The organism is Rhizobium sp. YJ-22, from assembly GCF_029601685.1.
Taxonomy (GTDB): domain Bacteria; phylum Pseudomonadota; class Alphaproteobacteria; order Rhizobiales; family Rhizobiaceae; genus Metarhizobium.
In genome coordinates, this window is record NZ_JARRIR010000010.1 from 93,174 (window position 1) to 106,521 (window position 13,348).

The 13,348-nt window shown below is 64.3% G+C and carries 10 protein-coding genes; 2 read left to right on the forward strand and 8 right to left on the reverse strand.

Annotated elements, in window-relative coordinates:
- Positions 1-239: 239 nt before the first annotated feature.
- Together P7F60_RS21940 and P7F60_RS21945 are read left to right on the forward strand one after the other, a co-directional pair.
- Positions 240-1,601, forward strand: a complete 1,362-nt coding sequence (locus tag P7F60_RS21940) for an FAD-binding oxidoreductase (protein WP_277919817.1) — start codon at positions 240-242, stop codon at positions 1,599-1,601.
- Positions 1,601-4,987, forward strand: coding sequence for an indolepyruvate ferredoxin oxidoreductase family protein (locus P7F60_RS21945; RefSeq protein ID WP_277919818.1), 3,387 nt, complete (start codon positions 1,601-1,603; stop codon positions 4,985-4,987). The genes P7F60_RS21940 and P7F60_RS21945 overlap by 1 nt, the downstream gene beginning before the upstream one ends.
- A 412-nt stretch (positions 4,988-5,399) precedes the next feature.
- Here P7F60_RS21945 and P7F60_RS21950 read toward each other — a convergent pair whose 3' ends face one another.
- The 8 genes from P7F60_RS21950 to P7F60_RS21985 all read right to left on the reverse strand — a co-directional run bounded on the left by P7F60_RS21950 (position 5,400) and on the right by P7F60_RS21985 (position 13,294).
- Positions 5,400-5,528 (reverse strand): hypothetical protein, encoded by a 129-nt coding sequence (locus P7F60_RS21950; protein ID WP_277919819.1) that lies wholly within the window; start codon positions 5,526-5,528, stop codon positions 5,400-5,402.
- Between the two features lie 151 nt (positions 5,529-5,679).
- Positions 5,680-6,306, reverse strand: a complete 627-nt coding sequence (locus P7F60_RS21955; RefSeq protein ID WP_277919820.1) for a nucleoside 2-deoxyribosyltransferase — start codon at positions 6,304-6,306, stop codon at positions 5,680-5,682.
- An 86-nt stretch (positions 6,307-6,392) separates the two neighbouring features.
- On the reverse strand, positions 6,393-8,006 hold the full coding sequence (locus tag P7F60_RS21960; protein ID WP_277919821.1) for a GMC family oxidoreductase N-terminal domain-containing protein: 1,614 nt from the start codon (positions 8,004-8,006) through the stop codon (positions 6,393-6,395).
- Positions 8,007-8,016: 10 nt separating this feature from the next.
- Positions 8,017-9,234 carry a mandelate racemase/muconate lactonizing enzyme family protein gene (locus P7F60_RS21965; RefSeq protein WP_277919822.1) on the reverse strand — a complete coding sequence of 406 codons (1,218 nt, stop codon included), beginning with the start codon at positions 9,232-9,234 and terminating at the stop codon, positions 8,017-8,019.
- A 20-nt stretch (positions 9,235-9,254) separates the two neighbouring features.
- On the reverse strand, positions 9,255-10,679 hold the full coding sequence (gene aldA / locus P7F60_RS21970) for an aldehyde dehydrogenase (protein WP_277919823.1): 1,425 nt from the start codon (positions 10,677-10,679) through the stop codon (positions 9,255-9,257).
- 131 nt (positions 10,680-10,810) lie between these two features.
- Complete coding sequence (locus P7F60_RS21975; protein ID WP_277919824.1) at positions 10,811-11,713, reverse strand: LysR substrate-binding domain-containing protein; 903 nt, start codon at positions 11,711-11,713, stop codon at positions 10,811-10,813.
- 168 nt (positions 11,714-11,881) lie between these two features.
- Positions 11,882-12,472, reverse strand: a complete 591-nt coding sequence (locus P7F60_RS21980) for a 3'-5' exonuclease (protein ID WP_277919825.1) — start codon at positions 12,470-12,472, stop codon at positions 11,882-11,884.
- A gap of 159 nt (positions 12,473-12,631) precedes the next feature.
- Complete coding sequence (locus P7F60_RS21985; RefSeq protein WP_277919826.1) at positions 12,632-13,294, reverse strand: hypothetical protein; 663 nt, start codon at positions 13,292-13,294, stop codon at positions 12,632-12,634.
- Positions 13,295-13,348 lie beyond the last annotated feature (54 nt).

The window sequence follows — 13,348 nt, forward strand, 5'->3', positions numbered from 1 at the left end:
GGGGCTGTGCCCGTCGCTGCTTTCGATCCCCTCCCGTCGCCAGTTTCGCCTCATCGTTGCAAGAGGCTCAAACCATGCTCGGGGCGGACGATCCATATTTCCATATTGAAATATCTATTTGACAATGAATGCAACAGAAATAACCTGTTTGCACCGCGCCGCCCGCTTGTCGGGCGAATATGCGGCAATGAGATGCAGAAACCCGTGGACCGAAATGCCCACGCATGAGGAGCATGGCCTTGCGCCAACCCGAACCCGCTGCCGCCGCGATTCCCGATGCCCTGCTTGCCTTTCAGGTGCCGGCCGCACCGCGCTATCGTGACGATGCGGCGGGAAAGCCGGGTGCTGAGCCGCGTGCGGTTCTGGCGCCGAGGACGACGGATGATTGCGCGCTCATCCTGCGTGGGCTGCAGGCGGCTGGATTGCGCGCGGCGGTGCAGGGCGGGCGAACCGGGCTTTCCGGCGGCGCGCGGGTGCGGCCGGGCGAAATCGTGCTGTCCACCGAAAAGCTGATTGCGCCGCCGGTCATCGATCCTGTCGCGGCAACGCTGGCGGCGGGGGCGGGAACGGCGCTGGAAATCGCGCAGATGGTGGTGCGAGAGGCCGGTCTGTTTCTCGCCGCCGATCTCGGCGCGCGCGGCAGCGCCACGCTCGGCGGCATGGCGGCGACCAATGCCGGCGGGCCGCTGGCCTTGCGATACGGCACCTTCCGACAGCAGGTTCTGGGGCTGGAGGCCGTGCTTGCCGACGGTTCCGTCGTCAGGCGCATGGGCGGGCTCGCCAAGGACAACAGCGGGCTGGATCTCAGCCAGTTGCTGATCGGCAGCGAAGGCACGCTCGGCATCATCACCCGGCTGGTGTTGCGGCTGCATCCGGCGCCGCTCGCGCGGCGGGTGGCGTTTTGCGCGCTCGCCAGCGTCGAGGCGGCGCTGGCGCTGTTGCCGATATTGCGCGCCGGGCTGGGGCCGTCGCTGCAGGCCTGCGAATTGATGGTCGATCCGCTGTTGACCGAGGCCTGCACCGCGCGCGGCCTGCGTCAGCCCTTCTCCTCGCCGGCAGCTTTGCTGATCGAAGTAACGGATCCGGCAGACGGCGAACGGTTCGAAGCCGTACTCGGCAAGGCGCTTGCGGATGGATATATTTCCGATGCGGTGCTTTCGGCCTCCGAGGCGGATTGCCGCGCATTCTGGGCGTTGCGCGAAGGCTGCAGCCACTACCTGATCGACAATGCCGGGCCGATCACCAGCCTTGATCTCTCGCTGCCGATTGCCGCGATCGCCCGTTTCCTGCCGGAGGCGGAGGCGATCTGCGCCGGCCGGGCGCGGCCGCTGGTCTTCGGCCATCTCGGCGACGGCAACCTGCATTACATTCTCGCCGGCAAGCCGGATCATGCGCTTGTGGGCGAGATCTTCGCCCTGACGGCCGCTCATGGCGGGGCGATCACGGCTGAGCATGGCATCGGCCAGGACAAGGTGGAATGGCTGCCGCTTTGCCGCGAGACCGATGAAATCCGGGCCATGGCGCGGCTGAAGGCGGCGCTTGATCCCGGCTGGATCCTGAACGACGGCCGCGTCTTCACCCGTTATGAAGGAGAGTGCTGATGTCAGACCGCGCCGGTGTCGCCGTTCCGCCCCACCCGTCGCCCGAGGGCAAGCCAGCGCTGACGGATCGCTACAGCCAGAAAAGCGGCCGCATCCTCGTTTCCGGGGCACAGGCGCTGATCCGGATGATGATGGAGCAACATGCCCGCGACAGGGCCGACGGCTTGAATACCGCAGGCTTCGTCTCGGGTTATCGCGGCTCGCCGCTTGCCGATTTCGACAATGAACTCGGCAAGGCCCGCGCCTTCCTTGACGACAATGCCATCCGCTTTCAGCCCGGCCTGAACGAGGATCTGGCGGCGACGTCGGTCTGGGGCAGCCAGCAGATCGACCTCTCGCCGGGCGCGCGCCATGATGGCGTCTTCGCCATGTGGTACGGCAAGGGGCCGGGCGTCGACCGCTCCATGGATGCGATCCGCCACGCCAATGCGGCGGGAACGCATCCGAAGGGCGGCGTCCTGCTGCTGATGGGCGACGATCACGGTGCGGTATCCTCCACCTTCCCGCATCAATCCGAACATGTGTTGATCTCCGCCATGGTGCCGATCCTCGCGCCGGCCGGCGTCGAGGAGTATATCGATTTCGGCCTTGCCGGCTTTGCCATGAGCCGGTTTTCCGGTGCCTGGGTGGGCTTCAAATGCCAGACCGAAATCGTCGAATGCACCGCCTCGGCGGATCTGCCCGATCCGGCGCAACGCCCCGTGCTGCCTGCCTTCGACATGCCGCCGGGTGGGCTTTCCATCCGTTGGCCGGATGACAAGCTGGCGCAGGAGGCGCGGCTGGAAACCAAGCTGCGCGCCGTGCGCGCCTTCGCCGTCGCCAACGGGCTGGACCGCATTCTAGGCGCGGGGCAGGGGGCAAGGCGGGGGATCGTTGCCACCGGCAAGGCCTGGCGCGATCTTCAAGGCGCCTTCGCTGCCGCCGGGATCGACCCCGAGGAAGCGGGCCTGCGGCTGCTGAAAGTTGGGCTGGTCTGGCCTTTGGTCGCTGAAACGCTTGATAGTTTTGCCGAAGGACTGGACGAAATTCTCGTCATCGAAGAAAAGCGCCCGGTCATCGAGGACCAGATCCGCGCCCATTTCTACAATCGACCGGACGGCATCCGTCCCCGCCTCTGGGGCAAGACGACGCCGGCGGGCGCGGCGCTGATCTCTGCCACCGCCGAGCTGGACCCGCGCGGGCTGGTGCAGGTTCTCTCCGCCTTCCTGCACCGCGACAATCCCGTCGCTGTGCCTGAAGCGCTAAAACCTGCGCCGCCGATCCCCTTCCGCGAGCCCTATTTCTGCTCCGGCTGTCCGCATTCGGTTTCGACGAAGCTGCCCGACGGCAGCCGCGCGACGGCTGGTATCGGCTGTTCGATGCTGGCGGTGAGCATGAATCGCAATGTCGAGACTTTCACCCAGATGGGTGGCGAGGGCGCGAACTGGATCGGCCATGCCCCCTTCACCGACGAAAAACATGTCTTCGTGCACATGGGTGACGGAACCTATTTCCATTCGGGCCTGCTGGCGATCCGCGCCGCCATCGCCGCCGGGGTGAACGCCACCTACAAGATCCTGTTCAACGATGCCGTCGCCATGACCGGCGGTCAACGCCACGACGGCGAATTGACGGTGCCCGCCGCCGTCGAGCAGATCCTGGCCGAAGGCGTGCGCGAGCTTGTGGTCATCGCCGAAAACCCGGAGGTCTGGCAGGGTCGGCTTCCGCGCCAGGTGAAGGTGTTGCATCGCGATTTCCTGCAAGCCGAGCAGGCGCGGCTGCGCGAGGCCGAGGGCGTGACCTGCATCGTCTATGACCAAGTCTGCGCCGCCGAGAAGCGCCGTCGCCGCAAGCGTGGCAGCTTTCCCAGGCCGGCGGCCATGGCGATGATCAATCCGGAGGTCTGCGAAGGCTGCGGCGATTGCTCGGTGCAATCGAACTGCATCTCGGTCGAGCCGCTGGAAACCGAACTCGGCCGCAAGCGCCGCATCAATCTTTCGGCCTGTAATGCTGATCTCAGCTGTCTCAAGGGTTTCTGTCCAAGCTTCGTCACCATCGAGGGCGGTCGGCGTCGGCGCTCTCTCGCGCCGCTGCCGGATGGTATCGACGGTGACATGCCCCTGCCGCCGGCTGTCACAATCGACGGCAGCCATGCCATCCTGCTGGCCGGAATCGGCGGAACCGGGGTCATCACCGTCTCGGCCATCCTGGCGCAGGCGGCGCATCTAGACGGGCTTGCCGTACAGGTGCTGAACCAGACCGGGCTGGCGCAGAAGAACGGCGCGGTCATGTCGCATCTGAAGATCGCGGCCGACCGCCGGGCACTGCATGCACCAAGGATCGGCGCGGCCGAGACGGATACGATGCTCGGCTTCGATACGGTCGTCGCCGCCTCGCCACGGGCGTTGGCCACCATCGATCCGGCGCGAACGCGGGTGGTCGCCGACCGCCATGTGACCCCGACGGCCGATTTCGTCCGCAATCCGACCGCGTCGCTGGATAGCGACCTGCCGATGGCGCAATTGCGCAAGCGGGCGGGCGTGGGGCGGTTGGATACGATCGATGCGACCGGGCTGGCGCTGCGACATTTCGGCGATGCCATCGCGGCGAACATGCTGCTGACCGGCCGCGCGTTTCAGTTAGGCCTGATCCCGATCCGGCTGGAGGCCATCGCCACGGCAATCGCTCTGAACGGCGGCGGCGTCGAGCAGAACCTGCGCGCCTTCCGGGCCGGTCGCCTTTCGGTGCTGCGCCCCGAGGCTCTTGCGACTATGCCGCAGACGCCGCCGGTGCTTTCGGTGGCGGAGATGCGGGCCATGTTCATCCGCCGCCTCACTGAGTGGCAGGATGCGAAATACGCCGAACGTTTCGCCGCGCTGGCCGACCGCGCCGCCACCAAGGTCGACGGCTGGGACGGCGGCGACGATTTCGTGAAGACGTTGATGCGTGGCGCCTACCACGTCATGGCCTACAAGGACGAATACGCGGTCGCGCGCATGCACAGCGATCCCGCCTTCCTCGCCTCCATCGCGCAGGAATTCGAGGGAGACTATAAATTGCGCTTCCATCTGGCCCCGCCGCTTCTCAGCCGCGAGGATCCGCGCACCGGCCGTCCGGCCAAGCGCGCCTTTGGCCCCTGGATGCATCGCGCCTTCCGCCTGCTCGCGCCGATGAAACGGCTGCGCGGCACCCTCTTCGATCCCTTCGGCCATACCGCTGAACGCCGTGCCGAACGCGCCCTGCGTGAAGATTACCTTTCAAGGATGAAAACGCTCATCGAGACACTCACCCCTGAAACCCTCCCGACTGCCGCCGCCGAGGCCGCCCTCGTCCTCGATGTACGTGGCTATGGGCCGGTGAAGGCCGCAAACCTCGCGAACTGGCGCGAAAAATTGGCTCACCTCTGACTGGCAATGCGTGCGCAGGCGATCCGCCACCGGTCGGCGGGATCCGTCGATCTCGCCAATTTTTCGACGCCGGTCGCGGCGCAACTTGCGCGCGGGAGCGCCGATCCTGCATTTCGGTCTTGCATTCGCCTGACATTTCGCCCACCTTATGGATGTGTTCAACGTGACGAAAGGAAGGTGATCCAATGTCGAGTGAGTTTTCGGACTTCGTGACTGGCATGGGAGTTGTGGTGAAACGGACGAGGCAGCCCTCGGCCTGAACCAGCCTTCCTTGGATCGCAAGACGATCCGGGCCTGTCACGGGCCAAATCTCATGGAAGGGTCGCCTCGGCGACCCTTTTTTGTTGCGTCGATCTTGATGGAGGGCCGTCAAGCGGCTCCGCGAACCTGAAAAATACCGGTCGGCACGGCTTCAGGAGCCGCTCTGGTCGATCGCATGGGGAGAGGGCTGGCCCTGGGGCTCGCCCGGAGTCAGGGCGAAGGTATAGATACCGGCGACGGCGATTGCGATCACGATGATGATCGCAACGAAGGTCAGCATGCCGTTCCTGGCTTTTCGGTTCGTATCCGTCATACCGCTCGAACGATCACCGGCGCGCGTTGTTCCATCGATGACCGTTCAACCGACCAGCGGAAAACCGCTGCGGTAGCAAGTTAGCCGGCGGTTGAACGCCTTCCGAGATACGATTTTCTCAACCGTCGTTGGCGGCGTCCAGTTCGTCGGGGCGCAGGCCTTCGTCGGGATGGACGCGGTTCTTGACCTGGGCGGAAAGGGCTTTCAGGCATTTCTCGAAGGCGGTAAGGTCGGTGTAGAGCGCATCGGCTGCGGCGGTATGGATGGCGATGTGACCGCCGCGGCGCTCGATACCGCCATGTATCATGAGGTTGTCGATCATGTCGAAATTTTCGAGCGAAAGGCCGTCAGGGCCGCGGCGAATGCCCTTGGCGTCCTCGGTGATGCGATCGTCGTAATATCTTGCCGCACGCTCGAAATAGTTTTCGGCGACATTGGTATAGGCCGCCACCAGCTTGCCCTGGGCGCACATGTAGCCCAATTCGAAGCAGGTGCCGACATCGGCAGAAATGCCGCGAAACGGCGTCAGGTTGGCGATGACGCCGTCGGCGCGGTTCATCATGTCCTCATCGACTGTGCTGATGGCGAGGCCGAAGGCTTTCTTTGTCGGCTGCGGCGGTATCTCGAGATCGCCGGGGCAGATGGCCTGGAAGCCATAGCTGCGGCAAAGCTCGACCTTCCGATCCATGATTTCGCGCGCATTCGGCAGAAAGACTTCCGGACCGGCAACGTAGATTTTCAGCATCCTATCCCCATTCGACATGCGATCACCTCGCCTGCTGGCAGTGGTGATACCAGCAATGACGGGATCATTCTATGCCGATTTCGCCGTCAGGCTGCATCATGCAGGATGAGGTCGGCGCCCTTTTCGGCCACCATCATTGTCGGCGCGTTGATGTTGCCCGCCGTGATGTTGGGAAAAACCGAGGCATCGACGACACGCAGACCCTCAACGCCATGCACCTTCAACGTCGCATCGACCACCGCGCCTCGCGTGTCAGGCCCCATGGCGCAGGTGCCGCAGATGTGATAGATCGAGCCGGAATTCTCGCGGAAATAGTCGATCAGCGCTTCGTCGCTCGTCAGGGCGTGGCCGGGGGTGACTTCCTCGGCAGTCACGGCCGCGAGCGCCGGGGCGGCAGCGACGCGCCGCACCAGCCGGCTTCCCTGTATCACCTCCTCGATATCCTTGTTGGCCGATAGATAGTTCGGCCGGATCGCAGGTGCAGCCAGCGGATCGGCGGAGGCGAGCGTGACGCTGCCGCGGCTGGCCGGCCGGCAGGAATTGAAACACAAGAGGTAGCCGGGATAAGGCTCCGGCTTCAGCCCGGCCTTGGGATCGTTAGGGATGCGATAGGACAGCGGGTTGAAATAGAGCTGGATGTTCGGATGTGCCTCATCGTTGGCGCCGCGGAAGAAGCCGCCCGCCTGGTTGACGCTCATCGCGAACGGCCCCTTGCCGGTCAACAGGTATTGCAGCCCGAGCTTCGCCTGGCCGAACAGGCTGCCGAATTCGCCGTTCAGCGTCGGGATCGTCGCGCGGTAATAATAGCTGGCGCAGAGATGGTCCTGCATGTTCTGCCCGACGGCGGGCAGGTGACGACGCACCTCGAGGCCGAGCGCCTTCAGCGCCGCCCCGTCGCCGAGGCCGGAAAGCTGCAGAATCTGCGGGCTGCCGACCGCGCCGGCTGCAAGGATGACCTCGCGCCGCGCGGTGAATGTCTGCTTCTGCCCGTTCTGTCGAACCTCGATGCCGCTGACGTGCCCGTCGGCGGCAAAGGTCAGCCGCTCGACCTGGGTGTCGCGCTCGATGGCGAGGTTGGGACGATTCAGCGCCGGGCGCAGATATTCGGCGCTGGAATGGGAGCGCTGGCCGCGGTTGGTGTTGACGTCGTAGACGCCGGCGCCTTCGATCGAGGCGCCGTTGAAGTCTTCATTCATCGGCAGGCCGAGCTTGCGGCAGCTTTCGAGGAAGGCATCGGTGATGCGATGCGTCATGCCGCGCATGGGAGTGACATGGATCGGCCCGTTGTCGCCGTGCCAGGGGGAGGCGCCCTTCGCATGGGTCTCGAGCTTGCGGAAATAGGGCAGCACCTCTTCATAGGTCCAGCCCGGATTGCCGGCGCGCGCCCAGTCATCGAAATCCTCGCGCGCACCGCGCACGAAGATCATGGCGTTGATCGAGCCGGAGCCGCCCTGCACCTTGCCGCGCGGCACATAGACTTTGCGGTCGTGAAGCTCCGGTTCCGGCTCGCTGTAGTACATCCAGTTGACGCGCGGATTGTAATAGCTGCGCGCATAGCCGACCGGGATCTTGAACCAGAGGGAATCGTCCTTGCCGCCGGCCTCGACCAGCAGGACATTGTGGCGGCCGCTTTCGCTCAGCCGGCTGGCGAGGATGCAGCCGGCCGAGCCCGCGCCGACGACGATATAGTCGTAGGTCATGGCTTCGTCCTTATCCGCGCGCCGGCGCAAATTCCTTCACGTCGGCGGGCTCGCTGCCCATCTGTAGGTGCAGGCGCTCGCCGGTGTAAGGCGTGTGGGCTTCGACGACATCGAGGTCCAGTTCGATGCCGAGGCCCGGCTCACGCGAGGGGATGATGTAGCCGTCCTCGACCACGAGCTTGGTCTTCAGCACCTCGGCATGGAAGCCGGAGAAATCGACGATCGCCTCGTGGATGAGAAAATTCGGCGTCGCCGCCGAAAGCTGGATGCTGGCGGCGGCCCCGACCGGGCCGTTATAGAGATGCGGCGCGACCTGCGCGTAGAAGGCCTCCGCCATGCCGGCGATCTTCTTGGCTTCCAGCAGGCCGCCGACGCGGGCGACGTTCATCTGCAGGATGGAGGCCGCCTTGCATTCCAGCACGCGCTGGAATTCGTATTTCGTCGTCAGCCGCTCGCCGGTGGAGACGGGGATGGAGGTGGCGCGAGCGACCTCGGCCATGGCGGCCTCCTGTCCCGGCGGCACCGGCTCCTCGAACCACAGCGGATCGTATTTTTCCAGGCGCCGGGCAAGGCGGATCGCCGAGGAGGGCACCATCTGGCCATGGGTGCCGAATAGCAGGTCGGCGCTGGCGCCGATGGCATCGCGGATCTTGCGGCAGAATTCCTCGCAGCGGTCCATGACGCCCAGCGACAATTGATGCCCGGAATAATTGGTATAGGGGCCGGCGGGATCGAACTTGACGGCGGTGAAGCCGATGTCGACCATCTTTACCGCCCATTCGGCGGCGAGATCGGGGTCATTGTAATCATGCTCGCCGGCGGCGTTGATCGGGTAGAGATAGGTGTAGGCGCGCAGCTTCTCGTGGACGGTGCCGCCAAGCAGATCGGCGACCGGCCGTCCCGCCGCCTTGCCGATGATGTCCCAGCAGGCGATTTCGAGGCCGGAGACGATGCCCATCATCGTCGGATCGGGGCGCTGGGTGAAGCCGCTGGAATAGGCCGAACGCCAGAAGCGCTCGATGCGGTGCGGGTCATGCCCCAGCAGATGGCGTTCGAAGACGTCGTCGATCAGCGCTGTCATGGCCCCAGGGTGGAAGGAAGTGGCGTAGATTTCGCCCACACCCTCGATGCCGCAATCGGTCTGAAGGCGCACGAAGATCCAGTACATGCCGCCGATATGCGGCGGAGGAACGGCGACGACATGCGTCTTGAGCGAGACGATCTTCATGGGATGTGCCTTTCGCTGGATCAGTGCTTGAAGATGACGAGGCGGGTCTGGGTGAATTCCAGCATGCCATGCTTGCCGTCGTCGCCGCCGAGGCCGGATTTCTTCCAGCCAGCATGAAAGCCTTGGTAGGGATCGGCCGGGAAGCGGTTTACATAGAGTTCGCCAGCCTCGATGCAGGTGGCGGCGCGCATCGCCTTGCGGTAATTCTCGGTGAACAGCACCGAGCTCAGGCCGTATTGATTGTCGTTGGCCAGCGCCAGCGCCTCGTCGAAATCGGCATAGGCGAGCACGGCGAGGACCGGGCCGAAAACTTCTTCCCGCACGATTTCCATCTCCTGGCGGCAGCCGGAGAGCAGGGTCGGCGGATAGAAATAACCGTCGCCTTCAGGCAGGAAACCGCCGGCCTCGACCACGGCGCCCTCTTCACGGGCGCGCTCGACCATTGCATGGATGCGCTGTTGGGCGGCGGCGTTGGCAAGCGGACCCATTCGCGACGGGTCGGCGGCGCGGTCGCCGAAGCTGCGGGCGGCAAAGGCGGTTTTCAGCTTGGCGAGCAGCCGGGCATGCACGCTTTCATGAACGTAAAGGCGCTCGGCGCTGGTGCAGACCTGGCCGCAATGGGTTGTCTTGGCCGCGACGATCATCGCCGTGACGGCATCGAGATCGGCATCCGGCTCGACGATCACAGGCGTCTTGCCGCCGAGTTCGAGAGACGGCTTGGCGATATTGGCCTTGCAGTAGTCGAGCACGGTCTGGCCGGCGCCAACGCTGCCGGTCAGTGTGATCATGCCGATGGCCGGATGGGTGCAGAGTGTGCGGGCCGTCTCGTGATCCATGGTCAGGACGTTGACGAGGCCGGCCGGGAGTTCCGCCGCCTGCACGGCTTCGGCGAAGACGAGGGCGGAGGCGGGTGTGTTGTTGCTCGGCCGCACGATGACGGCATTGCCGGAAATCAACGCCGGGGCGATTTTCCGTACCAGCGTATAGATCGGGTAATTGAAGGGGATGAGGCAGGCGACGACGCCGATCGGCTCGCGGCGCAGGATCAGTGTTTCATCGGCATTGTCGCTTTCGATGACTTCGCCCTCGATGCGCCGCGCCCATTCGGCATGGTAGCGCATGAGCTCGACGCCGTAGACGACTTCGCTGGTGGCGTCGGCTAGGCTTTTGCCGGATTCGGCTGCGAGCGCCGCGCCAATGGCGTCGGCGTGGGCGATCAGCGCGTCGGCCAGACCTCGCAGGGCATTGCCGCGCTCGATGGCCGGCAGCACGCGCCAAGCGCGCTGCGCCGCTCTTGCGGCCTCGGCGGCGACACGCACTTCGGCCTCGCTTGCGGCCGGAACGGAGGTGAAGACCGCGCCGGTGGCCGGATTGCGCACCTCGATCCGCTGCGAGGCGGACGCTTCGACGAAGCGGCCGGCGAAGAAGTTGCGGTAATCGCGCATGATCTTTCCCTCGGCTGGTGTCGGGCCGGCCTCTCTCCCGGGCCGGATCCGTTGCAACGCAAGAGATGCGCCCGCCGTCCGACGCACGCAAACGAGAATTTTTCGGGTGAAGCATTCCCTGGAGGAATGATTCAGTGGTTTTCCGCGTCGATCTCGGAAAACAGCCAATCCCGGAATGCCCGAATATTGGGAGCAAGGCTTGCCTGCGGCCGGGTGACGAACCAATAGGATTCGTGGCCTTCCACCTGCACGTCGAAAAGCTGCGTCAGCGTTCCCGCCGCCAGGTCGCCGCGCACCATGGAACGGTCGGCGATAGTGACGCCGAGGCCGCAGCGCGCCGCCTCGATCGCCAGATCCAGCACGTCGAATTCCAGCCCGCTGTCGGTGTCGAGTTCGGGAAAGCCCGCCGCATCCAGCCAGTGCCGCCAGGTGAGGTAGCGCTGGTCGGGGGAGGCGAGCACATGCAGGAAGGTGAATTGCGCGAGGTCGCCGGGCGTTTCCAGCACCTTGCCCTCAAGCAGCAACGGGCTTGCGACGACGATGTGTCTTTCGCTCATCAGCCGGCGGGCATCGAGCGTCGGCCATTCGCCGTCCCCGAACCGAATGGCGCAGTCGAGCAGGCCGCGTTCGGCCAGGCTATCGGCCAAAGCGGTGCCGATGCTGATGTCGAGCGCCGGCAGGCTGCGCTTGAGCCCGGCAAGACGCGGCACCAGCCAGCGCTTGGCAAAAGTCGGGGGAACGTTGATGCGCAGCCGGTTGAGGTTCTGCTTCTCGGCAATGCCGCGCAGAGACATCTCGATATCGTGGAAGGCCTGCTGGATGGTTTCGAGCAATGCCGCGCCCGCCGGCGTCAGTTCGAGATGGCGATGGCGGCGGATGACCAGCGGTTCACGGATATCGTCCTCGAGATTCCTGATCTGCTTGCTGACGGCGCTTTGCGTCAGGTTCAGCCGCTCCGCCGCGCGAGTAAAACTGCGGGTCTGCCCGACCACCTCGAACACTTTCAGAGCCGACAAACCGGGAAGCCTGCGCATGATCCTCTCGAAGGTTTTTCGCGCCCTGGAGCAGGACGGACGTGACGCCTTCTATGTGAAGGCCGCTGTCAAAGGAGTCAAATGCGGCGAGGGGATATCGTGATCCTTGTCCCGTATCGAAAAAGCGGAGCGTTCCGGCCGTTATCCGACTGCCCGAAACGCATCCGGTCAATTCTTCCGGCAGGTGCAGGCTTCGTAACCGCCGGCAAACAACCGGCCGGCCCGCATACCGATCATCGCTGGAATGTCGCCTATGGTCTCCACCCGCAGGGATCGCGCAATCGAAATGGCCGCCTCGGCGCAAACAGCGGCGTCTTCGGCCGCATTGTGATGCGCGAAGGTGAGGCCGAGATGGGAGGCGAGGACGTTCAGCTTATGCGATCCGAGATGCGGCCAGACCTTCTGCGCCATCTTCACCGAGCAGAGATAACGAAGCTCGGGATAGCTCTGCCGATATTGATCGAGACAGGCGCGCCAGACGCTGAAATCGAAAGCCGCATTGTGGGCGATCATCGTTGCATCGCGAAAATCCTCGGCGAATTCGTCCATCACCTCGGGAAATTCTCCGGCATCCTCCACGTGCTCCGGCCGGATGCCGTGGATGGCGATGTTGAAGGAGGAGAAACGCATGGTTTTTGGCCGGATCAGCCGTTCCTCGACACGCATGACGCGATTGTTCTCGATCCAGGCCAGGCCCACGGAGCAGGCGCTGCCGCGCTGCTCGTTGGCCGTTTCGAAATCGATTGCGATGGTCTTCAAGGGATGCTCCGATTGCTTCGCCCGCTTTTATCCGCGTCGACGCCATTTGGCAAAGGTGAAGGACCGGGTCGGAGTGTCATGGCGAAACCAGGCAGGAATTGCAGACAGCACGGCGCGCCGCCCGTTCGCGCGAGCGGGGATGTGCGGTCCCACCTGACGTCAGGCGATATTGTCCACCCTGATCTTTCGGTCGGGCACCGCCGGCATCTGCGGAATTTCGACATGCAGGCAGCCGACGGACTCGACGAAATGCTTCTTCGAATATTTCCTCGCACCGCCGGGCAGGCCGATCCGCTCGACATGCTGGTCGCCGGTCAAGGCCTTGATGAAGGGCGCAAGCGCCGAGAAAGGTTTGACCGATTTCGGGTCTATGTCGATCACATTGATTTTCTTGGGGTCGGTCTGGTGCTTGCTGACGCAGCCGACTCCGAACTTGCGCTCGAGTTCATGGATCTTGAGGATCATTTCGGATTGGGTCTCGGCGTGCGACTTGGCCGGGCCGGGCAGCGGCCTTTGCGGATCGAACCCCTTGGCCAGCCCGTCCTGCACCCGCCGGTTCGCGGAAAGGCTGTCACGAGCGATCTTCTCGACGGCGTGGCCGTGCTCCTTATACATCCAGCCGGATTGCCGCGATGCATTGTCGAGCATCACACGGCCCTGATCCTTCGGGGATCGATAGGTCGAGGTGATCGTGATCGATTGGACGCCGGCCACCCGCATGCAATTGGCCAGGATAGCTTTCGAATACCCGCTGACGTGCTGCGCGTCTCGCGCCTGATGGGCGAAATTTATGGAGGCGCCTGTGGCTTCACCTGACGGCATGGTCATGCTCCCCGATTGTCGAAACGGAAGAGTATACGATCCATGGACATCGTA

Coding starts and splice junctions, on each gene's coding strand:
- aldA (WP_277919823.1), bottom strand. CDS start 10,679: ATGCGCGATTACCGCAACTTCTTCGCCGGCCGCTTCGTCGAAGCGTCC.
- P7F60_RS21955 (WP_277919820.1), bottom strand. CDS start 6,306: ATGCTGAAAATCTACGTTGCCGGTCCGGAAGTCTTTCTGCCGAATGCG.
- P7F60_RS21985 (WP_277919826.1), bottom strand. CDS start 13,294: ATGCCGTCAGGTGAAGCCACAGGCGCCTCCATAAATTTCGCCCATCAG.
- P7F60_RS21975 (WP_277919824.1), bottom strand. CDS start 11,713: ATGCGCAGGCTTCCCGGTTTGTCGGCTCTGAAAGTGTTCGAGGTGGTC.
- P7F60_RS21960 (WP_277919821.1), bottom strand. CDS start 8,006: ATGACCTACGACTATATCGTCGTCGGCGCGGGCTCGGCCGGCTGCATC.
- P7F60_RS21950 (WP_277919819.1), bottom strand. CDS start 5,528: ATGCTGACCTTCGTTGCGATCATCATCGTGATCGCAATCGCCGTCGCC.
- P7F60_RS21965 (WP_277919822.1), bottom strand. CDS start 9,234: ATGAAGATCGTCTCGCTCAAGACGCATGTCGTCGCCGTTCCTCCGCCG.
- P7F60_RS21945 (WP_277919818.1), top strand. CDS start 1,601: ATGTCAGACCGCGCCGGTGTCGCCGTTCCGCCCCACCCGTCGCCCGAG.